Genomic DNA, 23635 nt, shown 5'->3' with positions numbered 1-23635 from the left:
CCCTCCCCGGTGGCGCTTACGCTTACCGGGGCTACCAACCGACTACCGAACCGTAACCCGGATAAGGCGCTATGCGCCGCTATCCGGGACCCCTCCCCCGGTGGCGCTTGCGCTTAACGGGGCTACCAACCGAATACCGAACCGTAGCCCGGATAAGGCGCTATGCGCCGCTATCCGGGATCCTTCCCCGGTGGCGCTTACGCTTACCGGGGCTACCAACCAAATACCGAACCGTAGCCCGGAGAAGGCGCTATGCGCCTTCTCCGGGTATTCACCCCGCTAATTCCCGCCATTTTCTTCTTTTCCGCCGCCCTTTATACTGCGGGGGTCTCCCTTACTGATAATAAAAAAATGAAATACCTCTATTTACTGCTGGCGCTGGCAAGCTTCGCCGCAGACGCTGCGGATCCGGGCAGCCAATACCAACAGCAGGCCGAAGCCGGCGACCCACGCGCGCAGTTTTATCTGGCGGATACCTGGGTTAGCTCCGGCAACTATCAACAGGCTGAATACTGGGCGCAGAGAGCGGCGGCGCAGGGCGATGGCGACGCGATGGCGCTGCTGGCTCAGCTTAAAATCCGTAATCCGCAGCAGGCCGACTATCAACAGGCCCGACAGCTAGCGGAAAAATCCGTGCAGGCCGGCAGCAAGGCCGGCGAGATTATCCTCGCCCGCGTGCTGGTCAATCAGCAGGCTGGCCCAACCGATTATGCGCACGCCATCAGGCTGCTGCAGGATGCGGCCAAAGATGAAGAGAGCGACTCCGCCGTCGATGCGCAGATGCTGCTGGGGCTTATCTACGCCAGCGGCGTGCTGCCGCCGGAAGATGACCTCAAGGCCGCGCAATACTTCAAAGGCAGCTCGGCGCTTTCACGTACCGGCTATGCCGAATACTGGGCAGGGATGATGTTCCAGCAGGGAGAGAAAGGTTTTATCGAACCAAACCCGCAAAAAGCGCTGCACTGGCTTAACGTCAGCTGTCAGGAGGGGTTTGATACCGGATGTGAAGAGTTCGACAGGATAACCAAAGGCTAAAAAAAGCCCGGCGCGAATGGCCGGGCCCTGACATCTTATTGGGCGGTTTTATCAAACTTGCCCAGCACTTCGCGTTCATACGCCAGCGCTTTCTTGCGATCAAACTTATGTTCCCACTTGGCGATAACCAGCACCGCCAACGCGTTGCCGACCACGTTCAGCGCGGTACGCGCCATATCGAGGATACGGTCGACGCCGGCAATAAACGCCAGCCCTTCCAGCGGGATCCCCACGCTACCCAGGGTCGCCAGCAGCACCACGAAGGAGACGCCCGGTACGCCCGCGATGCCTTTCGAGGTCACCATCAGCGTCAGCACGAGAGTGATTTCCTGCCACAGGGAGAGGTCGATACCGTACAGTTGGGCGATGAAGATCGCCGCGATGCTCTGATATAGCGTCGAACCATCGAGGTTAAAGGAGTAGCCGGTCGGCACCACGAAGCTGGTGATTGAGGCCGGCGCGCCGTAGGCTTCCATTTTCTCAATGATACGCGGCAGCACGCTCTCGGAGCTCGCCGTGGAATAAGCCAGAATCAGCTCATCTTTAAGGATACGAATCAGGATCCAGATGCTCAGCCCACATACCCGCGCCACGATACCCAGCACCACCAGCGCGAAGAACAGAATCGCGAAGTAAACCAGGATAACCAGCTTAGCCAGCGGCCACAGCGAAGCGAAGCCGAAGGTGGCGACGGTCACCGAGATCAGGGCAAAGACCCCGACCGGCGCATAGCGCATTACCATGTGCGTCACTTTGAACATGGTTTCAGAGATAGAACGGAAAACGGTGACCAGCGGTTCGCGATGGGTCGCCGGCAATGAAGAGAGGCCCAGACCGAACAGCACCGAGAAGAAGATAATCGGCAGCATATCGCCTTTCGCCATCGAGGCGACGATATTGGTCGGCACCAGCGACAGGATAGTCCCCATCAGGCCATGAGCGTGGCTCTGCACCTCTGCGGTGGTGTTCTGATATTTCGAGATATCGACCGCCGCCAGCTGCGACATATCAATGCCGCTGCCCGGTTGGAAGACGTTCGCCAGGGTGATCCCCAGCACAATCGCCACCGTGGTGATCACTTCAAAATAGATAATGGTCTTGGCGCCGATGCGGCCCAGTTGCTTGGCGTCGCCTACACCCGCAATGCCCACCACCAGCGTCGAGATGACAATCGGGACGACAATCATTTTAATCAGGTGGATAAAGATATCGCCCGCCGGGGTCAGGAGGTTTGAGATTAACCAATCACGGCTTTCGGCGTGGTAATGCAGGTAGCTGCCCAGAAGTATGCCAAGCACCAGGGCTAGCAAAATCTGCCAGGCCAGGCTGACTTTTGTTTTTTTCATCACTACTGACTTCCTCAATGAAAGGCACCATTCCGGGAGGTAATGGCACCCACTGAAAGGGGTATGAATTGTGTTGCGTTGCTTTATGGGGTTATTTAACGCGCAATATCAGTATCATTTGCACGGCATGCTGCGCAAGCCTTTAAGAACAGGGCTTTCCTCTGGTTTTCTGCATAAATCCGCCCATTTCAGCGCATTACATTGCATAAGTATTTGTTATAAAAAATATTTAACACATTCAGTTTCTATAAATCCACGCTGTAAATTATTTCACTTCAAAGTTTCATTTGATTGAATTTCATTCAGTTTAATCAATGCGTGATCTGCCCCCCAAATAGTAAACAAAGCTCATAAAGCCCCTATTCTTAACGGTTATTTGACATATATTTAACAAGTTAAAGGAGAAAAAAAGCCATGAGCCAAATACATAAACACCCTATTCCCGCAGAGATTGCGGAACATTGCCTGATGAATCCGCAACAGTACCAGGTGAACTACCAACAATCCATCAGCAACCCAGATGCCTTCTGGGGTGAGCAAGGCAAAATCCTCGACTGGATTAAGCCCTATACGCAGGTAAAAAATACCTCTTTCGCCCCGGGAAACATCTCCATCAAATGGTATGAAGATGGCACCCTGAACCTCGCGGCCAACTGTCTCGACCGCCATCTGCACGAGCGCGGCGACCAGACCGCGATCATCTGGGAAGGCGACGACGCCAGCCAGAGCAAAAACATCACTTATCGCCAACTCCATCGCGATGTTTGCCGTTTTGCCAACGTATTGCTCGATCTGGGCATTAAAAAAGGCGATGTCGTTGCTATCTATATGCCGATGGTGCCTGAAGCGGCCGTCGCCATGCTGGCCTGCGCGCGCATCGGCGCTATCCATTCGGTTATCTTCGGCGGCTTTTCGCCAGAAGCGGTTGCCGGACGCATTATCGACTCCAGCGCTCGCCTGGTGATCACCTCTGACGAGGGGTTACGCGCCGGTCGCGCCATCCCGCTGAAGAAAAACGTCGATGATGCGCTGAAAAACCCGCACGTCACCAGCATCGAGCACGTAGTGGTACTCAAACGCACCGGCGGCAAAATCGACTGGCAGGAAGGTCGTGACCTGTGGTGGAGCGATCTGATTGAAAAAGCGGATGACCAACATGAAGCGGTGGAAATGAACGCCGAAGACCCGCTGTTCATCCTCTATACCTCCGGCTCGACCGGCAAGCCTAAAGGCGTGCTGCACACTACCGGCGGCTACCTGGTGTATGCGGCGACTACCTTCAAATACGTCTTTGATTATCATCCGGGCGATATCTACTGGTGCACCGCCGATGTGGGCTGGGTCACCGGTCACAGCTACCTGCTGTACGGCCCGCTGGCCTGCGGCGCCACCACGCTGATGTTTGAAGGCGTGCCAAACTGGCCGACCCCGGCGCGCATGTGCCAGGTAGTGGATAAACATCAGGTCAATATTCTGTACACCGCGCCGACGGCGATCCGCGCGCTGATGGCGGAGGGCGACAAAGCTATCGAAGGTACCGATCGTTCCTCACTGCGCATCCTCGGCTCGGTCGGCGAGCCGATTAACCCGGAAGCCTGGGAGTGGTACTGGAAGAAGATCGGCAACGAAAAATGTCCGGTGATGGACACCTGGTGGCAGACCGAAACCGGCGGCTTCATGATCACCCCGCTGCCGGGCGCCACCGAACTGAAGGCCGGTTCCGCCACGCGTCCATTCTTCGGCGTCCAGCCGGTGCTGGTGGACAACGAAGGGACGCCGCTGGAAGGCGCGACCGAGGGCAACCTGGCGATCGCCGACTCCTGGCCTGGCCAGGCGCGTACCCTGTTTGGCGATCATGAACGCTTCGAGCAGACCTATTTCTCAACCTTTAAAAATATGTACTTTAGCGGCGACGGCGCCCGTCGCGACGAAGATGGTTACTACTGGATCACCGGTCGCGTCGATGACGTACTGAACGTCTCCGGCCACCGTCTGGGCACCGCGGAAATTGAATCCGCGCTGGTTTCGCATCCGAAAATCGCCGAAGCGGCGGTGGTCGGTATTCCGCATAACATCAAAGGCCAGGCCATCTACGCCTACGTGACGCTGAATCACGGCGAAGAGCCGACGCCGGAGTTGTATGCCGAAGTACGTAACTGGGTACGCAAAGAGATTGGCCCGCTGGCGACACCGGATGTACTGCACTGGACTGACTCGTTGCCGAAAACCCGCTCCGGCAAAATCATGCGCCGTATTCTGCGTAAGATTGCCGCTGGCGATACCAGTAATCTCGGGGATACCTCGACGCTGGCCGATCCGGGCGTAGTGGACAAACTGCTCGAAGAGAAGCAGGCCATTGCGATGCCGTCATAACCTTAACCTATTCCCTACCCCCTCTCCCTCTTAGGAGGGAGAGGTTAAAAACATAAACTCCCCCCAAGGATTCTATTCAGCAGGAAAGCGGTAAATCAGCGACGACTCGACGCAATAGCGTCGGGCGAGTCACTGTTGCCGACGGATAGCCGATGGATGACATAAGGGTTACCTCTGGAGACGCGAAGATGAATGAACAAATTTGTCAGCGGATAGAAAATAGTGCGCATTTCAGGGAGTTAGTTGCATCACGGCAACGGTTTGCCGCCATTCTGTCAGTCATTATGTTGGTCATTTACGTAGGCTTTATTTTGCTTATCGCCTTCGCGCCCGGCTGGCTGGGGACGCCTCTGCATGAAGGCACCAGCGTGACCCGCGGCATCCCTATTGGTATCGGCGTTATTATTGTGTCCTTCGTCCTGACCGGGATTTACGTCTGGCGGGCAAACGGCGAATACGACAAGTTGACCAAAAGCGTGATCAGCGAGGTGCAAGCATCATGAAAAAAGTCCTGACGGCGCTTGCCGCCACGCTCCCTTTCGCCGCTAACGCCGCCGATGCCATTACCGGCGCGGTGCAGCGTCAGCCGACCAACTGGCAGGCGATTATCATGTTCGTGATTTTCGTCGCCCTGACGCTGTACATCACTTACTGGGCGTCAAAACGCGTCCGTTCGCGCAGCGATTACTACACCGCTGGCGGCAATATTACCGGCTTCCAGAACGGGCTGGCGATTTCCGGCGACTTTATGTCCGCGGCCTCGTTCCTCGGCATTTCGGCGCTGGTCTACACCTCCGGCTACGATGGACTGATCTATTCGCTCGGCTTCCTTGTCGGCTGGCCGATTATTCTGTTTCTGATCGCCGAACGCCTGCGTAACCTCGGCCGTTACACCTTTGCCGACGTAGCGTCTTACCGCCTGAAGCAGGGGCCGATCCGCACCCTCTCCGCCTGCGGTTCGCTGGTGGTGGTGGCGCTGTATCTGATTGCGCAGATGGTTGGCGCCGGTAAGCTCATCCAGTTGCTATTCGGCCTCAACTATCACGTGGCGGTGGTGCTGGTCGGCGTGCTGATGGTGTTGTACGTGCTGTTCGGCGGCATGCTCGCCACCACCTGGGTACAGATTATCAAAGCGGTCCTGCTGCTGTTCGGCGCCAGCTTTATGGCCTTTATGGTAATGAAGCACGTCGGCTTCAGCTTCAATAATCTGTTCGCCGAAGCGATGGCGGTGCATCCGAAAGGGGCAGCGATCATGAGCCCCGGCGGGCTGGTGAAAGACCCCATCTCGGCGCTATCGCTCGGTCTCGGCCTGATGTTCGGTACCGCGGGTCTGCCGCATATTCTGATGCGTTTCTTCACCGTGAGCGACGCCAAAGAAGCGCGTAAGAGCGTGTTCTACGCCACCGGTTTCATGGGCTACTTTTATATTCTTACCTTTATCATCGGCTTCGGTGCCATCATGCTGGTGGGAGCGAATCCGGCGTTTAAAGACGCCGCCGGTCAGCTTATCGGCGGCAATAATATGGCGGCGGTGCATCTGGCGGATGCCGTCGGCGGTAATCTGTTCCTTGGCTTTATCTCGGCGGTGGCTTTCGCCACGATCCTGGCGGTAGTCGCCGGGCTGACGCTGGCGGGGGCATCGGCGGTCTCTCATGACCTGTATGCCAACGTGTTCAAGAAAGGGGCGACCGAACGTGAAGAGCTGAAAGTGTCGAAAATTACCGTGCTGATCCTGGGCGTGGTGGCGATTCTGCTGGGGATTTTGTTCGAAAACCAGAATATCGCCTTCATGGTCGGCCTGGCGTTCTCTATCGCCGCCAGCTGTAACTTCCCGATTATCCTGCTGTCGATGTACTGGTCGAAGCTGACCACCCGCGGCGCGATGATCGGCGGCTGGCTCGGCCTGCTCACTGCGGTGATTTTAATGATCCTCGGCCCGACCATTTGGGTGCAGATCCTTGGTCACGAGAAAGCGGTCTTCCCGTATGAATACCCGGCGCTGTTCTCCATCGCCATCGCTTTCATCGGCATCTGGCTGTTCTCGATTACCGATAACTCCGCCGAAGGGATGCGCGAGCGCGAGCAGTTCCGCGCTCAGTTCATCCGTTCGCAAACCGGTATCGGTATCGAACGCGGACAGGCGCACTAAGCATATCAGCCTCTTCCTCGCCTTGAGGAAGGGGCTGTGTTTTAGTTATAGGTAAAGGTTATCACCCCGCTCGCATTTGCCGGCCCCGCCGTCACCTCAGCCCCCGTCTTATAATAGTTGGCGGAAAACGATAATGTCTGCATAGCGGTAGCACCGCCGGGGCTATCAGGATTAGTAAAGACGGTATAACCGGCATCCGCGTCGCTATTGGTCACCGTCGTGCGGCTTGAAGAATACAAACTGATATCCGTATTCAACGGTAGCGCCTCGTCATTCAGATTGAGCTGGACGCCAACGCCGGTGGCGACATTGCTATCTGCCGTCAGCGCCATCACCGTGTTATCAGGATTATCACCGCCCGCTTGTGCCGCCGTCACCCGCATCGATACGTTAGTCCCGGGTTCGCAGGAGAGCGTGACCGACTGCCGAGCTGAGCCCACTTTCGTAGCGGTATTAAACGCCGAGGCGCTGACCGTACCCATCTCGAAGTTCAGCCCCGAGCTATTGGTTACACAGCCCATCGGGGTCAGTTGAATCGTGGTGGTGCCGCTAATATGCAGTTGCGAAATCACGATAGTGCCTGTGCTATCTTTCGCAGAAACCGTAGCGATCGGATCGGTCAAAGACAGTTTACTATTTGTCGCTATTGGACCGCCTGTCGCCACTAACTGCAGCTGGTAAGCGGGTGAATAACTGGTTGAAGCATAATAATCCAGTACCCCGGAAGGTTTACCAAGATAGTAATTAGCATCACCAATAAAATGCGTCTGATAGTCACTACTGAAATCACCACTATCGCCGTCATATTCCCCGGTAATGTTTAGCCAGACTTTGACTCTCAATCCAACGCCTTGTAACGAGGTGGTATAGATATTATCACCGAGTAAACTACCTGCATTATTTGAGGCCCACTGAAAGAGAGCGTAGATATCTCCTTTACAATTAGTTAGAGCGGTTGACGAATGAGTTATTTTTCCTGAGTCATATAATACTGTTCCGGCTGAGTAATTCCCGGCACTAACTAAAATCTTCTCAGGTAAATTAGTCATGGATATATCACCGTAATTTTCCCCGCCACACCCCCAGCTAAACTCAGTAAACAGGAACAGAGCTAGCCAGATAAATTTTTTCATGCATCCTCCTGCATGTAATAGTTATTTATAGGTGACATCAAAGGTCGCGGTAAATCCCACAATGCCAGCACTAATTTTTCCGTAGGGCGAATACATTCTGGCGATCATGTTAAATGTATGAGCGCCAGCACTATCATCAAACGTATAAACATACCGATCGTTCGGCCCTAATGGCTGGTTATCCGCCTGGCTTAGCAGTTGCATTCCGACACCGCTGGCCCCATCACTACCGGTTTGATAGTTTTTATAAATTGAAGCATGGGCATCATCAAAATAGGAGCCACTGAAGGATAAGGTGACCGTAGAGATTCCCGCGGAGCAGTTACTAAACTCAAGCTTAACCGGCGTGCTTTCCCCACTAGAACCCGCTTTACCGGTAAGCGTTTGATACGACACCGTGCCTAGATCAATGGTGGTAGAGGGTTTTATTTCAACGTTACAGGATGGCTCCTCAATGTTTCCGGAAACATTAAAATTGAGCGTACTTGAATCCTCATAGGCGAAAACTGGTGGCGAAATAACAAACAACCCACAGATTAAATAACCTAATAAACAGATCAAGATACCGCCAATATTTTTAACATCACCCATTATAAAACCCCATTGCTTTGAGCAATTGCATAAATTAATGACACAGTGTTTGATAAAAAATAATCTCCTGGCTTTTTTCTCTACCCGTCAAATCATAGTTTGCGCGGCATTGTTCATTGTCTCCCTCACCCCATTTCACCAGCATGGTTCCTTTTTGCTGAAGCCCTGTCATATAAACCTGCCCGTCATCACCAACAATATTGCTGCGAATATCCTGGCGCCGTTGCGGCTGTTTTTCTAAAGTCACAATGGCGCCGAACGGCGCGACGCCGGTCCGCGTCTTTAAAGTGACCATCGCTTTCGCTCCAATATAAGTATCGTATTGCACTCTCACTATCGCGTTGCGCGTCGGTACCACGTTTTTCACCACATTATCGATCTCCGCACCTGCAATCTGCTGTTCATCCAATGACAGGTTATTAATATGGTACGGCCGAATATATGGCACAATTGCGTAACCTGTGGAATCGGTAGTGACATTGGTTTGTCCGCGTACCGCCACATCACCCACACCGGGCGTGGCAATCAGGGCGGAACTCTCGCCGAGGAATCGGGAAAGCGTGAGTCCACCGGCGTGGGCGATCATGCCACCGCGTAATGAATAGTTATAATGGTTGCTATAATGGTCATAGCCGTAACCGCCGGAAATATCCCCTCTGGAACTCTGATAATCCACGCCAATATTTCCGGAAGTGCTTTTATTACTGGCGTTATAACCTTGCTGAATATTCCAGTTAAGCGATCGATCCGCCAGCATCATACCGTTCAGTCCTACGCTGTGGGTAGTGTCGCTGGTACGGCCAGAGCTCATGCTGTAGTTAGATGAGAGACTCTCGCCGAGCGGCAGAGACAGCGTTAAAGACACAAGGGTATCGCTGTCAGGTTTAGTCTCGGTACTATTTTCGCTACTTTGCACGTTTCGGTTATATGAGTAATTAATAAAATACGAGACTTTTCCCACAGACCCGCTATAGCCAATACCCAGAGACTCCATTCGCGAACTATCCCAGTAGGTTTCATTGACTAAAGAAAGCGACAGAGAACCGTGTCCAAATAGTGATTGCGATATTGAGGCATCAAAGCGCCCTTTTTTCCGGCCATTTAAGGTACAACAATCGCGGTCATTTGAGGCATTATCGATAAAATCCTGAAAGGAGTAATATCCCGCGGTAGAATAGCGATAACCCGCAACCGAAAAATTAGTTCCCGTCCGTATAAAGCTCTTACTAAAGCGCAGACGTAAGGATTGTCCTTTTTTTTGCGATAACGTAGAACGGGTTTCGTTTTGTTTAATATCTGCCAATGACTGAGAAGCGTCAAACGACAACGCACCAATACTGCCTAAGTTAAAACCAGAACCCATTAATATATTAGTATATTTATCTTCAGCCTGTTGCAATCCAGCATATAACGTAATATTGCTTGAAACGCCGTATGCCGCTGTCGACTGGATAAAATTATATTCTTTATCGCCAGAACTGGTCGCGCGCGTTTTTCCGCTACTAAAGGCATAGTCCAACTGCCCCTCTCGCTGCAAAATGGCAAGCGACGCATAAGGCACAATAAAATTTTGCTCACTACCATCGGACTCTTTAATATTAACGTTGAGATCGCCTGCGCTCCCCGTTGAATAAAGATCCTTAATCTCGAAGGCCCCGGGGGCAACCGTTGTTTTATAGATACTGTAACCATTCTGATAAACGGTGACCTCAGCGGTAGTACGCGCGATACCTTTAATCGTTGGCGCGAAACCATGCAGACTGTCCGGCAGCATTTCCTTATCAGAGCTTAGTTGCAGACCAGTAAAATTCATACTGTCATATATACCTGATGAGGTATACGTATTACCCAGAACGAATTGGCTTCTCAAGGTATGAATATCGCGAGCAAGATAGCTATACACCGATTGCCAGTGGCTGCCGTCATCGCCATGATCAAACGTGCTATAGTTGCGAAGGCGCCACGGCCCCAGATTTATGCCAGGCTGCAAACTCGCAAACTGACTTTCGGTGGCGCTACCGCCGTGCCGCGGTGTATTCCATTGCCCCGACAAACTGTAGTTAAGCAAACCCGCGTTTATTCCTTGCTGCCACTGTTCTTCCGGAACATAGTCTCCAGGGCGATTAAGCAACGCCGCCTGCGGCACAGAAAATGCGAGGCGCTGCTGCGATAACGATACGGAGTATTCAAGGCCAGGAATAACAGACAGACGGGCACAATGCGTTGCCATATCCGCTAACTGCGGATAACGCTCGGTATTAATCGACCATGATCTTAACAGCTCAACGCCAATGCAGGGTTGAACCTTTATCTGCTGGTTATCCGTGTTTTTTTTAAATTCAACAACCTCGGAAGATATATATTTATCATTAATATAAATATCCAGATTATAACTGCCGGGAGGAATGGTATCCTGAGATAACCAGGATAAATCCACAGCGGTAGCACTACTTTCAGTCACTTCCAGTAAATGAGGGTTGAAGTATTCTCCGGCTTGCGCGCCAGAACTTAGGGTAGTAACGTATAGCAGAAATGCTACTCCGATATACCCTGGAGTCTGAAACAGAGCAATGCTACTGTATGATTGCGGAATATTTTTTCCCTGCCATGCCATAATCATTAATCACGCTCCATGTGATTTCTTTACTTCCCGCAGAGGATAAAACAGCTTTTGCCGGTATCTTTAACGTAGAAAATGGTGCAACGAACCATATTCCAGATATATTCTGACCACTAATCTTTATTTGTGAGAAGTTCATATACAATGGTGAATAATTTATAACACTATAAAAATTGCTATCGCGGCGCCATTGTAATTTATCCGCATAGTTTTCTGGTATTTGGCCCTGTAGTTCTTTTGGACGATAAATAAGTTTAATTTTAGAGTTAATGGCAAACTGCACCGTATTTTTATCTGGCATATTGTCCATCGCGGGTATGCCTTTAACATTTAACCAGAGCATAGACTCGCGATCTGTTGGCAATGGTTTCCCTGAGCGCACGATCCGGACAAATCCTTTCTCTCCCGAATTTAATCGAAATAGCGGTGGTGTAATAATAAAAGCGTCTTTTACTGGCGATGACGTATCAACGACAGAAAGCCAGGACTGAACAATATTAGTAGTATTATCTTTATTATCAACACCAACCACCGTACTCTCTTTGGCGCCATCAAATATCACACGAGTCGCGCCCACCACCACGCTCGCTTGTGCATTCGAAAAAGTTAGCAATAAGCTAATAAAGAATAAACAATTTCTCATATATCCCTAAATAAAGGGGAATCTACACTCAGCTCCCCTTTCTCCGTATAAAATAAATTAATAGTAAGTCACGTTATAGGTCACTGTCGTATTTACCGTACCTTTCGTAGGATCAGAAGCGCCTGACTTGACCATTTTCACAGTAAAAGGAATAGTTGCTGCCCCGGATGAAATATCGACATCGGCACCTTCTTCGTTATTTTTCAGCAGATTACCCTCGTTATCAAAAATGGCGACCGCAACGCCGGAAGCAGCAGAACTCGTGGCCTGGTTTTTGAAGTAATCACTGTTCGCAGCATCTGCCTCGCCACCGAAGGTGATGCGGGCGACAGCGTTGCCCCCTTCTTCAGTAGCAGGACAGTTAGCGAGTGAAAATGAAAAATTCTTCGCCGCACCAAAGGTATTCGCTTTCAAGTCCGCTACTGAAGTGGTACCCATTTCGATAGATGTCACTCCACCATCAATTGTTGCGGTACAGGTGGTATCAGAAACGGTACCGTTGAAAGTGATAGTATTCGATGCAGCTTGTGTAAAAGTCGACAGCATGCAGGAGGCAGAAATTGCCAGCGCGCTTAACGCATATTTCTTACTAATTTTCATATGAATTCCCATATCCATTTTAAATGACAATCAATCCGTCAATTGCTTCATGCAGGTATATTAGAGAATGGAATTCAATATTCGCATTACAAATGCGTCATGCAAACAATGATAAGATCAATTTATACCCGTCATACTTCAAGTTGCATGTGCGTTGGCTTTCCTGCAACTCGAATTATTTAGGGTATATTTCACCACGTGGTCACTCATAGAATCCATTCAATAATAATAGCCCACGTAAAAAGAATATCGTGCAGAATATATTTTTCAATAAGAAGAGCTAACATCACTTATTAGCTGAGATTCATCATCTGTCATCACACAATATAAAACCATAAACATCAACCAATTAGATACACCTTCAGCCATAAAGAAAGTTAATGCATTTTGATGGATTCGGAATAAAGCCTAAACACTTTAAATATCAATTAAGCCAAACGTCTTATATATACGTAGTTTCTTAAATCATTCTAATATCAGCAGCCTTACCTGCTGCACTTTGAGGTAAAACTGCTGAATATTAAAATATTGCCCAGCGTACTAGCGGCGCCGCCAGAACCATTACCACGCCGGAGAGCATCATTACCAGGCTGGCGACCACGCCCTCCTGCTGGCCGAGTTCGTAGGAGCGGGCAGTCCCGGCGCCGTGCGACGCTGCGCCGAACCCAGCCCCTTTCGCCATTCCGGCGCTGATCGACAGGCGTAAGAACAGCACGTCGCCAATCGCCATGCCAAAGACTCCGGTAACCACCACAAATAACGCCACCAGATCCGGTTGGCCGCCGAGCGGTTTCGCTGCCGCCAGCGCAAACGGAGTGGTCACCGAGCGTACCGCCAGGCTTCGCTGGATCTCATCAGAAAGAGTAAATAGACGCGCGAGCCAGACGGAAGTGGTCACCGCCACCACCGAAGCCGTCACGACACCGGCGGTCAACGACATCCAGTGACGCTTAATAATCGCTATGTTGTCATAGACCGGTACGGCGAAGGCGATGGTGGCCGGCCCCAATAACCACAATAGCCAGTGCGACTCGCCCATATAGCTCTGGTAGGAAATATGACCAAAGACGAGGATCAGCACCAACAGTACCGGTGTGAGCACCAGCGGCATCAACGGCAGTTTGTGGAAGCGGCGATAGAGGCGTTTATTGGCGAAATAGAGCCCGAGGGTGACCGCCAGGCACAGCACGCTCAGGGTAAAATCACTCATCTTTCAACCTGCTCACTTCATAGCGATAGACCTTATCCACTACCCAGGCCGTGGCGCCCAGTACCATGGTGGTGCTTAGCCCGATGACGAGGAAGATGCGCCAGCCGTCTATCATCAGCAGTTGCGCATAGTTAACGACAGCAACCACCGCCGGGACGAAAAACAGCAGCATCTCCGCCAGTAGCCAGCGCGCGCCTGCACGCACCCAGTTTAGCGGTATCACCCGGCAGACGATAAGCATCAGCAGCATCAACATGCCGACAAGATTGGCAGGAAGCGGGAGATGTAGCCAATTAACCAGATATTCAGCGCAGACAAACAACCCGGCATAGAGCAGTACCTGAACCGGTACCTGAAGACGTTGCATCACGAAAGGCGCAACACGTGCTGGCGCGAAGGCCATGAGCGGAATTCCCTAAAAATAAGTCAGGGGTGCAGTATAGAGAGCCGCCCTTGCGGACAGAAATGAATTAAAATCATCACAGGTATAGTCTCAGGGAATAATCATGGATATACGTACGTTGCGGTATTTTGTCGAAGTCGTCCGCCAGCAAAGCTTTACCCGCGCGGCGGAGAAGCTCTTCGTCACGCAGCCCACCATCAGCAAGATGCTCAAAAATCTGGAAGACGAGCTCAATTGCACCCTGCTTATCCGTGATGGCCGTAAGCTCTTATTAACCGATACCGGCCGGGTAGTGTTCGAACGCGGCCAGGCTATCCTCGGCGAATTCAGCCAGTTAAAAGCCGAGCTCAGCGATATCAACCATCTGAATAAAGGCGTGCTGCGCCTGGGGATCCCGCCGATGGTCGGCATGCTGATGGCCGAGCCCATCAGCCGCTTTCGCCTGCGTTATCCCGGCGTGGAGCTGAAAATTTCCGAGTTCGGCGGGTTGACGGTGCAGCAGGCGGTTAGCAACGGCGAACTCGATCTGGCGATGACCGCGCTACCGGTCGATGAGGCCAGCGCTCTGACCACGCTATCGCTCTTCAGCCATCCGCTCTGCGTCCTCGTACCGAAGACGGCGCAGTGGCAGGGTATCACCTCGATCTCGCCGCAAAAGCTGGCGCAGCATCCGTTGGTTATCTACAACGAAGATTTCGCCCTCAGCCAGCAACTGATGCGCCTGTTTGCCGAGCATGACGTGAAGCCGCGTATCGCCGTGCGCAGCGGCCAGTGGGATTTTCTGGCGGCGATGGTGCAGGCAGGCATTGGCGTGGCGATTTTGCCGGAGCCGATTTGCCAGCGTCTTGACGCTGAGGATTTTTACTGGATCCCGCTGGAGAGCGAATTACGTTGGGAATTAGGGATGATCTGGCGGGAAGGAGTGTATATGTCGCGCAGCGCCCAGGCGTGGCTGGAGTGCAGTAAGTCGTTTTGGCTGGAGTAACTCCCCGGTCGCGCTAACGCTTACCGGGGCTACATATAGACTGTCGATACTGTTATCGGTTGGCAACTTTTTAAGGATTTTTCCCGGAGGCGGCGCATTGCGCCTTCTCCGGGCTACCAAATCGCACAGCGCTGTAGCCCCGGTAAGCGGCAGCGCCACCGGGGGATTTTGAGGCCATTGGTACCGGCAGTTTCAGCCAGCATAGTGAATAAATTAAAGGCAGGCCGCACGGACCGTAGGACCGAAGGTCGGGTAAGGCGTTAGCCGCTACCCGACAAAAAACGGCACCGCGAGTAGTCCCGATAAGCGTCGCGCTTACCGGGGCGAAGGTTACTGATCTTCGATTAACAGCGCTTCTAACAGGTCGAGATCGTGCAGCAGTTTCTGCAACGTCTCGTTGCTGATTTGCCGCGTCGCGCGCAGGTGGTACAGCTCGCCGCGTTCCGAACGCAGCGCCGCCAGACGGAAACGGCGCTCAAGGCTCTCTTCCAGCATCGAGGTTTCGACATCGTTACGCCCATCTACGCGGCGACGCAAATTACCGATGACACGCGAACTCACCTCGGTCAGCAGCTGGTTGTCGATATTCTCTTTGGTATCCGCCGCCAGGCGTTCTTCCATTTTCTGAATCGCGACAATCGCCACATCCGCCGTCGCGGCGCGCGCCAGACGCTCTTCTTTGCGCTGCTGTACGTGGTCGGTGGACTCAATACGCCGCAACAGAATCGGCAACGCGATCACCCCGACGAACAGGGAGAAAAGAATCACCCCGGCGGCAAGGAAAATAAGCTCGTAACGCGCCGGGAAGACGTTGCCGTCCGGCAGCAGTAGCGGAATCGATAGCACACCGGCGAGGGTAATCGCCCCGCGCACCCCGGCGACGGAGGAGATCAGCAGCTCGCGAGTGGTCCAGGAGCCAAACTCCATCGGTTTCTTCTTCAGGAAGCGCTGGCTAAGCTTACGCATCGTCCACAGCCAGCCGAAACGCACCAGCATCAGCGCGGCGTAAATCAGCACGATATCGGTGAACAGCATCCAGGTTTCAACGTTCGGATCGGCTTCCGCCGCCACCAGCGAGCTCGACAGGATATCCGGCAGCTGCAGGCCCAACAGCAGGAACACCATGCCGTTAAACACAAACTCCAGCATGGCCCAGGTACTGTTGGCGCGTAGGCGCATAGCCAGCGGCGCGGTACGCATCACCCCGGAACGGGTGATAGTCATACCCGCGGCCACCGCCGCCAGGATCCCCGAGAAACCGATATGTTCGGCAATCAGGTAGGAAGCGAACGGCAGCAGGAACAGCAGCACAATTTGCGTTGCCGGTTCATCGCCGCCCCAGCGGCTGAGGAAACGCATTGAGCGGCCATACAACCAGCTGACCACAAAACCTGCCAGGATGCCGCCAATCGCCACCTTCAAGAACTCAACGGTTGCGCCGCCAATGGTGAACACCATCGTCCCCATCGCCACGGCAACGGCAAATTTTAACGACACCAGGCCAGAGGCGTCGTTCATCAGCGCTTCGCCCTGCAGGATGCCCATGATTTTCTTCGGTATCCGCCCTTCGCCAACAATACCGGACAGCGCCACGGCATCGGTCGGCGACAGCACCGCCGCCAGGGCGAACGCCGGAACCAGCGGGATCCCCGGCACAATCCAGTAAATCAGGAAGCCGATACCAACCACGGTAACCACCACCAGCGCCAGCGCCAGGCCGAAGATTTCCCGCCCGTGCTCGATAAATTCGCGGGTCGGCGTTTTCCAGCCATCGGCAAATAGCAGCGGCGGAATAAACAGAACGAGGAAGAGTTCAGGGTCGAACTCGACGTGCAAACCAAAGGTTGGCCAGGCTAACAGCGCGCCGATGGCGATTTGCATTAACGGTAGTGGAACCTGAAAGGGCAGTACGCGTGTAACCACCCCGGAGAGTGAGACCACAAGGGTCATGATGAGTATGGTGAAGAATATTTCCATGTGTTCCCTGTTTGCTGCGTTTTCTTTTTTTACATCTGAGGCGTCATGTCTCGAAATGATACGCTACTCAGATTAACGCAAAAGGAAACAGGATGTGGCTTAAAAATTAAACGGGCGGCCAAAGCCGCCCGTCGTTAGCAGGAAAAGTTAAATCGCCCAGCCGCCGGCATAGAAGATAACCAGCGCCGCCGCGATGATCACGGTGCCCGCATTGAGCTTACGCCACTCGCCGGATACCACGCGGCCAATCACCAACGATGCGAAACCGATCATAATACCGGTCACGATGTTGCAGGTCAGCACGATGAACACCGCGGTAATCAGCCCCGCCATCGCATCAACGAAGTCATTGAAGTCGATTTTCGCCACGTTGCTCAGCATCAGCAGGCCAACGTACATCAGCGCTGGCGCGGTCGCGTAGGCCGGCACCAGATAGGAGAGCGGAGAAAGGAACAGGATCAGCAGGAACAGCACGCCAACGGTGACGGCCGTCAGGCCGGTTTTACCGCCCGCCGCCGTACCGGCCGCCGATTCGATATACACCGCCGCAGGAGCCGCGCCCACCACGCCGGAGAACACGCTGCTCAGGGAGTCGGTAGTCAGCGCTTTGCCGCCGTTGATGATCTGCCCGTCTTTATCCAGCAGGTTAGCCTGGCCGGCCACCGCGCGAATGGTACCGGTAGCATCGAATACCGCGGTCATGACCAGCGCCAGCACGCTTGGCAGCACCACCGGATTCAGCGCGCCGATGATATCAAGGCTGCCAATCAGCGAATTGCCTTTGTCATCGCTCAGCGACGGCATGGCGAAAATCCCGGAGAAGTGGACGTTCGGATCGAAAATCAGCCCGATAATTGATACCCCGATGATGGTCAGCAGAATGCCGCCCGGCACTTTCAGTTTTTCCAGCCCGATAATGACCGCCAGGCCAATCAGCGACATCATCACCGGGAAACTGTCGAAGTTGCCCAGCGCAACCGGCAGGCCGTCCAGCGGGTTTTTAATCACCAGGCCGACGCCGTTGGCGGCAATCAGAAGCAGGAACAGGCCGATACCGATGCCGGTGCCGTGCGCCACGCCCTGCGGCAGGTTGCGCAGGATCCAGCTACGAATACCGGTAGCGGAGATAATGGTGAACAACACCCCCATCAGGAAAACGGCGCCTAATGCTACTGGAATGCTGATGTGCTGCCCCAGCACCAGGCTAAAAGCGGTAAATGCGGTCAGCGAAATCGCGCACCCGATAGCCAGCGGCAGGTTGGCCCACAGGCCCATGACTAATGAACCGACGCCCGCCACCAGGCAGGTCGACACGAACACCGCTGCCGGCGGAAAACCCGCTTTCCCCAGCATTCCCGGCACCACAATGACCGAGTACACCATCGCCAGGAAGGTCGTTAACCCGGCAACGATTTCCTGACGTACGGAACTGCCGCGAGCTGAAATTTTAAACCAGGCGTCTAAAGAACCGCCGGTACGCGCTGAAGGCGTAGACATAGAAAACTTCCCCTGAAAATTTTGATCGTTCGCGTGTATGCGTGATGGACCGTCCACTGCCAGTTAAACGCCATCTCCTTGTGCTGTTTCCCGGCGCCAGGAGGGAGGCTGAGAAAAAGCAAACGTTTAACTCCGCGCATACAATGCGGTATATGGAATGTCTTTGCTCCCCCTGTAGGCAGGGGAAAAAACGAGCAAAGTAAAAAGGCAAACGATTATCCTGTCTTTAGACGGCCCTTTTCAACTGAAGTTTGTCGTATTTTGCCAAATTTCGCCGCCAAAGCTCAGGAAATAGACAAACGATGCGCAAACGTTATCGTCAATGCGCAAAGCATTAACATTTTTATATGTTTTAATCCGCTTTCAGGCGCATTAACCGCCAGGTAGGGTAAACGGCCCGCCGCGCTCAATAGCGCTAATCCATGCCGGACGTGACTCAACCTGCTGCTGCCAGCGCCGTGTATGCGGCAAGTCTCCAACACCGCCGCGCGCCAGTAACGCCATCACCGGGAAGCTCATCTGGATATCCGCCATACTCAACGCACTGCCGGCAAACCACGGCTGACGGGCCAGATGCTGTTCTATATACGCCGCGTGGGTCGCCAGCTGTTTGTCCAGCCACGCTTTTTGCACCCCTTTGCCCAACGCCCCGCCCAGCGTGCGCATGCCAAGCGGCACCGGCGGCTTGCCGAGGCTGGCGAAGATAAGCTTCATCAACAACAAAGGCATTAACGATCCCTCGGCATAATGGAGCCAGAAACGATATTGCAGTTTCTCTTCCCGCCCCAGCGGTCTGAGCTGCTGGGCGCTATCGTAGGTCTCCTGCAGATATTCCAGAATCGCGCCGGACTCCGCCAGCACCACGCCTTGATCCTCAAGCACCGGCGATTTACCCAACGGGTGAATTTTTTTCAGTTCCGCTGGCGCCTGCATGTTTTTTTCACGCTGGTAGCAGACTACCTGATAGGACAATTGCAGTTCTTCCAACGCCCACAGCACGCGCTGCGAGCGGGATTGGTTGAGGTGATGGACCGTCAACATGGCGCTCTCCTGTTGTTCGTTCAAATTAACTATAGAAACAGGCGGCCAATGACGGAAAAATTTCGGCAACGTCGACAGGCAAAATCAGCAGGCTGTGCCACAATTACATTGTCGACGCAATCCGGAACCTCCTTCAACACATTGCGCAATACCTGAGGGGAGTCGACGTCGGGGGAAACCCTCCCGTGAGCCAGCGGGATAATGCGAAAGACAAAGACCGGAAAACAACTAAAGCGCCCTGTTGTGGCGCTTTAGTTTTTTGCAGGCATCATCATTAATCCTCTTCCAGCAGGCGTGCGCCGGTCCCCTCTTCACCCAACTTATCTCCAGGGTTGCGTAACGGACAATCGCGGCGCGATAAACAGCCGCAACCGATGCAGCCGTCGAGCTGGTCGCGCAACGCGGTCAGGGTGTGAATACGCCGGTCCAGCTCCTCCCGCCATTGCGACGACAGCTGTTTCCACTCTTTGGCGCTCAGATTATGCCCTTCCGGCAGGACGCCGAATGCCTCGCCGATGGTCGCCAGCGGAATACCAATACGTTGCGCAATCTTGATGATAGCGACCGCACGCAGCACATCGCGGCGATATCGCCGCTGATTGCCCGCGTTGCGCTGGCTGCGGATAAGCCCTTTGCTTTCATAAAAGTGCAGCGCCGAGACGGCGACGCCGGTTCGTTTCGCCACTTCCCCAGGGGAGAGCAGCATTTTGATACGGGTTGGTTTCTTTTCCATAAAAGCGCTTTACCTCAAGTTAACTTGAGGAATTATACTCGCCAGCAGACAAAACGACGAATCGAGAATTGAGAGAGGCCGCTTTATGTCCCATCAGGATATTATCCAAACGCTTATTGAATGGATTGATGAACATATCGATCAACCACTTAACATTGATGTAGTCGCTAAAAAATCGGGATACTCGAAATGGTATCTGCAGCGGATGTTCCGTACCGTCACCCACCAAACGCTGGGTGATTACATTCGCCAGCGCCGGCTACTGCTCGCCGCTGAGGCGCTAAGGACCACGCAACGCCCTATTTTTGATATTGCGATGGATTTGGGATACGTCTCGCAACAGACGTTCTCGCGGGTGTTCCGCCGGGAGTTCGATCGCACTCCCAGCGACTACCGTCATCAGATTTCCGCCTGACGACCGTCGTGCGGCGGACGCAGTAAGATCGGGGATTTCGCCAGCCACTGGATAAACTCCTGTGGCGGCATTGCCCTGGCAAAATGCCAACCCTGACAAAACTGCACGCCGCGCTTAAGCAACCAATCCACCTGATCCAGCGTTTCTACCCCTTCAGCGATGGTTTTTAAACGCAGGCTACGCGCCATGTCGATGATATGCTCGGCAATCAGGTGGCTGGTGCTATTAGTCGTCAGCGTATCGATAAAAGATTTATCAATCTTCAGAATATCGACGTTGAGCGAATAGAGGTTGTGCAGGTTGGAATAACCGGTACCGAAATCATCAATAGCTATCTCATAGCCCGCTTCGCGGAAAGCCTGGATCACCGGCGTGGTTTTCGGCACATCGATAAACCCCCTTTCGGTGACTTCAATTTTGATTTGCTTCACGCAAACTGCATAGCTGCGCGCTTTCTCAGTGATCTGCGCAATCAACCTCGCGGAGTGGAAATCCGAGGCCGAAAGATTAATCGCGATATAGAGCTGCGGGTGTCGGGACAAATATTCGCCAAGATCGTTGAACAACTCGTCAACTACGTAATCTGTGACCTGAGCAATCATGCCTGAGTTTTCCGCCAATGGAATAAACTCCGCCGGACTCATAACCGGACCATCAAATCCCGGCCAGCGTAGCAGCGCCTCGGCGCCGACGCAGCGATTATTCTTAATGTCGATAATGGGTTGATAATGCAGACATAGCTGGCGGTGGCTTAACGCCCGCAAGAGCTTATTACGCGGTGAATGATACTGCTGACGGCTGCGCGACCATACCATCAGAATCAATATGCTGCAGATGATCCCTAACGGCAGGGTCAAGGTGACCTGATCGTACAGGCTGGCATAATAGCTGGCGCGCGAGGTGGACATGATGACCGCAATCGGCCGAATCGAGGAATGAGCGACGGTATAAACCCGGCCATCCTGATTAAAAAAAGCGTCTTCGTGGCGGATAAGGCGGTGTAGTTCCCTGGCATCAACGTTTTTACTCACCGAGAAAAACATGTTCGTTTTGGTATCGAAGACGCCGTAGGCTAAGTCTCTATCACTGGAAATGACCGAGCTATAAGAGAGAGGATTAACCACCACGGCATAATGGCCGCGCTGCATATAATTCATGTCATAGCCCGGATAAAACGGCGTATCGCGGTAGTAGTAAATAGAGACGTCGGGTTGGCGGGTGTAATTCGCCGCGGCTATTCTCCACCCCTCTTCGGGATGAACTGCAGTAGAACAGATGAATTTGTTACCGTTCGCGTAAATCAAGTCATCGACATACAGCAACCCACGGACAATATTCAACATGTAATGCTGATGCTGCGGGGAACATAATACCCCTTCAAATTGCATGGCTTTTTCGCGCGCCTGCTCGGATTCATGAATGACCATTTCCGTTTTTTGCAACGCCAGCTGCGAAAACGACTGCAATCTATCTGAGATTTCTTCCCGGGCTCTAATTTGCGCGAACCACAACGCCAACACCACCGGCAGCACAACCACCAGTATGGTGAAGAATATTTTGAACGCCTTATGCGGCGCGCTACGACTCATTTCCGCTTTTTATCCATGCGATACGCCTCAATCACGGTATAAGGGCAAAAACCAGGCATTACCGACTGTTATAAAAAACAGCGAATTTCAGCAACGAACACGTTTATGTAAAAACCTCACACCTAATAATGATGAATCATACTTACTTATAGATGGATCGAGAAACATTCTCGTAATAATTAAGACACTAGCCACTTACTAATTCGGTTTCTCCGTACAATTACTCGTAATAAGTAACAAAACCCGTAGAACAATTATCGGCAGTCTACGCCCAGCCCTTAGCAGCGTCGAAAAACAGACGCCAGACAAGCTGGCGTACATTCCCCCGACATTAACCACATTTATTTTGTGGTTTTAAAATGTCAAAAAAGGTCATTTTTTGTCTGGCGAATAAATCAGCAAATGTGATATAGTTCACACAAGTTGATGAAACAAAACTTTCGTTTCATCACTCCCTGAAGTGCCCCCAGATAGCCAGAGCGTCTCATTAATTGATAATCGCGCCAGGTTGTCTAAGGCCCCCGACTTTCATTGAGAGATAGGATAAGTTAATGGCTTCCATTACTACCAGTGTCGTTCTTTTGCGCTGGCCCCTGGTGAGCGCAGTATTGATGTTCCTGGCCAGCTCGCTGAATATTCAATTACGTAAAAGCGACTATGCCGGTTTAGCGATTATTTGTAGCTGTCTGGGCCTCGCTGCCGCCTGTTGGTTTGCTACCGGCTTGTTAGGCATCACCATGGTGGATGTCGCCAAAATCTGGGGCAACATTAAAGACGTCATGGTTGAAGTCATGAGTCAGACGCCACCAGAATGGCCAATGATGATGACCTGATAAAAAAGCTTCCTACGGGAAGCTTTTTTATTTTCAGCAACAGTGAGAACCTTCCCCGCGCCCCCGGCTAATATTGTTCGCATAACTGCGGCCGTAGACGCTCGTTTGGGCAGCGCTTAACTGCACAATATGATTGATAAAGACAAGATTCTGGTTCCGCGGCTTCAAAATTGTACGGGCAGATTGGCCGCTCTCTTAACGTTTCCCACTGTTTATCGTCATAACGCGTAATGTTATAAATTTTTAATGAATGATATTGATCATTAATTAAAACTTTAGAGGAAAAAAGTTTCATTGTTTCACCGGGAAGCAATAAAAGATCGGCTTCATACCAGATAATAAACTTCAGAAACCGCAGCCCCGATATTGACGAGAACGCAACGCCGGTATGCGGGCAGATAAGGGTGTTAAGAATAGTCCATTTCATCTTCCATCCTTGTAAGTAAAATCTGTGACGGGGAA

General features: G+C 52.5%; 21 protein-coding genes and 1 pseudogene. 8 read left to right on the top strand and 14 right to left on the bottom strand.

The features are described from left to right. Positions 1-283: pseudogene (locus ABLU86_RS21425) on the top strand (hypothetical protein); the annotation flags it as partial. A 68-nt stretch (positions 284-351) separates the two neighbouring features. Then, positions 352-1035, top strand: a complete 684-nt coding sequence (locus tag ABLU86_RS21420) for a tetratricopeptide repeat protein (protein ID WP_063402167.1) — start codon at positions 352-354, stop codon at positions 1033-1035. Positions 1036-1070: 35 nt separating this feature from the next. On the opposite strand, the gene gltP is transcribed toward ABLU86_RS21420, so the two are convergent. Further along, positions 1071-2381 (bottom strand): glutamate/aspartate:proton symporter GltP, encoded by a 1311-nt coding sequence (gene gltP / locus ABLU86_RS21415; RefSeq protein WP_015368716.1) that lies wholly within the window; start codon positions 2379-2381, stop codon positions 1071-1073. A 414-nt stretch (positions 2382-2795) separates the two neighbouring features. On the opposite strand from gltP, the gene acs reads away from it, so the two are divergent. The 3 genes from acs to actP all read left to right on the top strand — a co-directional run bounded on the left by acs (position 2796) and on the right by actP (position 6903). Continuing rightward, positions 2796-4754 carry an acetate--CoA ligase gene (acs, locus tag ABLU86_RS21410; RefSeq protein ID WP_032709622.1) on the top strand — a complete coding sequence of 653 codons (1959 nt, stop codon included), beginning with the start codon at positions 2796-2798 and terminating at the stop codon, positions 4752-4754. 188 nt (positions 4755-4942) lie between these two features. Beyond that, positions 4943-5257: a DUF485 domain-containing protein gene (locus ABLU86_RS21405; RefSeq protein ID WP_015704068.1), complete on the top strand. Its 315-nt coding sequence runs from the start codon at positions 4943-4945 to the stop codon at positions 5255-5257. Further along, complete coding sequence (actP, locus tag ABLU86_RS21400) at positions 5254-6903, top strand: cation/acetate symporter ActP (RefSeq protein WP_015704067.1); 1650 nt, start codon at positions 5254-5256, stop codon at positions 6901-6903. Before ABLU86_RS21405 ends, actP begins: the two co-directional genes overlap by 4 nt. Positions 6904-6944: 41 nt before the next feature. Here the strand turns inward: actP and ABLU86_RS21395 are convergent, their stop codons facing one another. From ABLU86_RS21395 to ABLU86_RS21365, 7 genes are all read right to left on the bottom strand, one after another. Next, positions 6945-8036, bottom strand: coding sequence for a type 1 fimbrial protein (locus tag ABLU86_RS21395; protein WP_042894947.1), 1092 nt, complete (start codon positions 8034-8036; stop codon positions 6945-6947). A 21-nt stretch (positions 8037-8057) separates the two neighbouring features. After that, positions 8058-8627, bottom strand: coding sequence for a fimbrial protein (locus ABLU86_RS21390; RefSeq protein ID WP_015368722.1), 570 nt, complete (start codon positions 8625-8627; stop codon positions 8058-8060). 34 nt (positions 8628-8661) lie between these two features. Next, the gene (locus ABLU86_RS21385) at positions 8662-11247 is read right to left on the bottom strand and encodes a fimbria/pilus outer membrane usher protein (RefSeq protein WP_348796317.1); all 2586 of its coding nucleotides are present in this window, start codon (positions 11245-11247) and stop codon (positions 8662-8664) included. Then, positions 11201-11890 carry a fimbrial assembly chaperone gene (locus ABLU86_RS21380; protein WP_032706696.1) on the bottom strand — a complete coding sequence of 230 codons (690 nt, stop codon included), beginning with the start codon at positions 11888-11890 and terminating at the stop codon, positions 11201-11203. Before ABLU86_RS21380 ends, ABLU86_RS21385 begins: the two co-directional genes overlap by 47 nt. A 57-nt stretch (positions 11891-11947) precedes the next feature. Continuing rightward, positions 11948-12508 carry a fimbrial protein gene (locus ABLU86_RS21375; protein ID WP_162619017.1) on the bottom strand — a complete coding sequence of 187 codons (561 nt, stop codon included), beginning with the start codon at positions 12506-12508 and terminating at the stop codon, positions 11948-11950. A 502-nt stretch (positions 12509-13010) separates the two neighbouring features. Beyond that, the gene (locus tag ABLU86_RS21370; protein ID WP_015368726.1) at positions 13011-13700 is read right to left on the bottom strand and encodes an LrgB family protein; all 690 of its coding nucleotides are present in this window, start codon (positions 13698-13700) and stop codon (positions 13011-13013) included. Beyond that, on the bottom strand, positions 13693-14103 hold the full coding sequence (locus ABLU86_RS21365; protein WP_015368727.1) for a CidA/LrgA family protein: 411 nt from the start codon (positions 14101-14103) through the stop codon (positions 13693-13695). Before ABLU86_RS21365 ends, ABLU86_RS21370 begins: the two co-directional genes overlap by 8 nt. A gap of 103 nt (positions 14104-14206) precedes the next feature. Here ABLU86_RS21365 and ABLU86_RS21360 point away from each other — a divergent pair, with 103 nt between their 5' ends. Continuing rightward, positions 14207-15088 carry a LysR family transcriptional regulator gene (locus ABLU86_RS21360; protein WP_015368728.1) on the top strand — a complete coding sequence of 294 codons (882 nt, stop codon included), beginning with the start codon at positions 14207-14209 and terminating at the stop codon, positions 15086-15088. Positions 15089-15418: 330 nt separating this feature from the next. On the opposite strand, the gene ABLU86_RS21355 is transcribed toward ABLU86_RS21360, so the two are convergent. The 4 genes from ABLU86_RS21355 to soxR all read right to left on the bottom strand — a co-directional run bounded on the left by ABLU86_RS21355 (position 15419) and on the right by soxR (position 20336). Next, on the bottom strand, positions 15419-17065 hold the full coding sequence (locus tag ABLU86_RS21355) for a Na+/H+ antiporter (protein WP_015368729.1): 1647 nt from the start codon (positions 17063-17065) through the stop codon (positions 15419-15421). Positions 17066-17212: 147 nt separating this feature from the next. Then, positions 17213-18562: an NCS2 family permease gene (locus ABLU86_RS21350; protein WP_015368730.1), complete on the bottom strand. Its 1350-nt coding sequence runs from the start codon at positions 18560-18562 to the stop codon at positions 17213-17215. A 372-nt stretch (positions 18563-18934) separates the two neighbouring features. Then, on the bottom strand, positions 18935-19603 hold the full coding sequence (locus ABLU86_RS21345; protein WP_015368732.1) for a glutathione S-transferase: 669 nt from the start codon (positions 19601-19603) through the stop codon (positions 18935-18937). Positions 19604-19877: 274 nt separating this feature from the next. Continuing rightward, the gene (gene soxR / locus ABLU86_RS21340; protein WP_015368733.1) at positions 19878-20336 is read right to left on the bottom strand and encodes a redox-sensitive transcriptional activator SoxR; all 459 of its coding nucleotides are present in this window, start codon (positions 20334-20336) and stop codon (positions 19878-19880) included. Positions 20337-20421: 85 nt separating this feature from the next. Here soxR and soxS point away from each other — a divergent pair, with 85 nt between their 5' ends. Beyond that, positions 20422-20751 carry a superoxide response transcriptional regulator SoxS gene (gene soxS, locus ABLU86_RS21335; RefSeq protein WP_015368734.1) on the top strand — a complete coding sequence of 110 codons (330 nt, stop codon included), beginning with the start codon at positions 20422-20424 and terminating at the stop codon, positions 20749-20751. Here the strand turns inward: soxS and ABLU86_RS21330 are convergent. Continuing rightward, on the bottom strand, positions 20736-22340 hold the full coding sequence (locus ABLU86_RS21330) for an EAL domain-containing protein (RefSeq protein WP_042894962.1): 1605 nt from the start codon (positions 22338-22340) through the stop codon (positions 20736-20738). The two genes, soxS and ABLU86_RS21330, sit on opposite strands and share 16 nt — an antisense overlap. A 551-nt stretch (positions 22341-22891) precedes the next feature. Here ABLU86_RS21330 and ABLU86_RS21325 point away from each other — a divergent pair. Further along, positions 22892-23173, top strand: coding sequence for a YjcB family protein (locus ABLU86_RS21325; RefSeq protein WP_015704055.1), 282 nt, complete (start codon positions 22892-22894; stop codon positions 23171-23173). A gap of 67 nt (positions 23174-23240) precedes the next feature. On the opposite strand, the gene iraM is transcribed toward ABLU86_RS21325, so the two are convergent. Beyond that, a complete protein-coding gene (gene iraM / locus ABLU86_RS21320) occupies positions 23241-23600 on the bottom strand; it encodes an anti-adapter protein IraM (protein WP_015704054.1) in 360 nt (119 codons plus the stop codon). Positions 23601-23635 lie beyond the last annotated feature (35 nt).

Origin of the sequence: Klebsiella sp. JN_Kp121, from assembly GCF_040062145.1 — a bacterium.
Classification (GTDB): Bacteria; Pseudomonadota; Gammaproteobacteria; order Enterobacterales; family Enterobacteriaceae; genus Klebsiella; species Klebsiella aerogenes.
This window is presented reverse-complemented; position numbering and strand designations above follow the sequence as displayed.

Coding starts and splice junctions, on each gene's coding strand:
- iraM (WP_015704054.1), bottom strand. CDS start 23,600: ATGAAATGGACTATTCTTAACACCCTTATCTGCCCGCATACCGGCGTT.
- ABLU86_RS21375 (WP_162619017.1), bottom strand. CDS start 12,508: ATGGATATGGGAATTCATATGAAAATTAGTAAGAAATATGCGTTAAGC.
- ABLU86_RS21360 (WP_015368728.1), top strand. CDS start 14,207: ATGGATATACGTACGTTGCGGTATTTTGTCGAAGTCGTCCGCCAGCAA.
- ABLU86_RS21395 (WP_042894947.1), bottom strand. CDS start 8,036: ATGAAAAAATTTATCTGGCTAGCTCTGTTCCTGTTTACTGAGTTTAGC.
- ABLU86_RS21350 (WP_015368730.1), bottom strand. CDS start 18,562: ATGTCTACGCCTTCAGCGCGTACCGGCGGTTCTTTAGACGCCTGGTTT.
- ABLU86_RS21365 (WP_015368727.1), bottom strand. CDS start 14,103: ATGGCCTTCGCGCCAGCACGTGTTGCGCCTTTCGTGATGCAACGTCTT.
- ABLU86_RS21325 (WP_015704055.1), top strand. CDS start 22,892: ATGGCTTCCATTACTACCAGTGTCGTTCTTTTGCGCTGGCCCCTGGTG.
- ABLU86_RS21345 (WP_015368732.1), bottom strand. CDS start 19,603: ATGTTGACGGTCCATCACCTCAACCAATCCCGCTCGCAGCGCGTGCTG.
- ABLU86_RS21390 (WP_015368722.1), bottom strand. CDS start 8,627: ATGGGTGATGTTAAAAATATTGGCGGTATCTTGATCTGTTTATTAGGT.
- soxS (WP_015368734.1), top strand. CDS start 20,422: ATGTCCCATCAGGATATTATCCAAACGCTTATTGAATGGATTGATGAA.
- acs (WP_032709622.1), top strand. CDS start 2,796: ATGAGCCAAATACATAAACACCCTATTCCCGCAGAGATTGCGGAACAT.
- ABLU86_RS21330 (WP_042894962.1), bottom strand. CDS start 22,340: ATGAGTCGTAGCGCGCCGCATAAGGCGTTCAAAATATTCTTCACCATA.
- ABLU86_RS21370 (WP_015368726.1), bottom strand. CDS start 13,700: ATGAGTGATTTTACCCTGAGCGTGCTGTGCCTGGCGGTCACCCTCGGG.
- ABLU86_RS21405 (WP_015704068.1), top strand. CDS start 4,943: ATGAATGAACAAATTTGTCAGCGGATAGAAAATAGTGCGCATTTCAGG.
- ABLU86_RS21385 (WP_348796317.1), bottom strand. CDS start 11,247: ATGATTATGGCATGGCAGGGAAAAAATATTCCGCAATCATACAGTAGC.
- ABLU86_RS21355 (WP_015368729.1), bottom strand. CDS start 17,065: ATGGAAATATTCTTCACCATACTCATCATGACCCTTGTGGTCTCACTC.
- actP (WP_015704067.1), top strand. CDS start 5,254: ATGAAAAAAGTCCTGACGGCGCTTGCCGCCACGCTCCCTTTCGCCGCT.
- gltP (WP_015368716.1), bottom strand. CDS start 2,381: ATGAAAAAAACAAAAGTCAGCCTGGCCTGGCAGATTTTGCTAGCCCTG.
- ABLU86_RS21420 (WP_063402167.1), top strand. CDS start 352: ATGAAATACCTCTATTTACTGCTGGCGCTGGCAAGCTTCGCCGCAGAC.
- ABLU86_RS21380 (WP_032706696.1), bottom strand. CDS start 11,890: ATGAGAAATTGTTTATTCTTTATTAGCTTATTGCTAACTTTTTCGAAT.
- soxR (WP_015368733.1), bottom strand. CDS start 20,336: ATGGAAAAGAAACCAACCCGTATCAAAATGCTGCTCTCCCCTGGGGAA.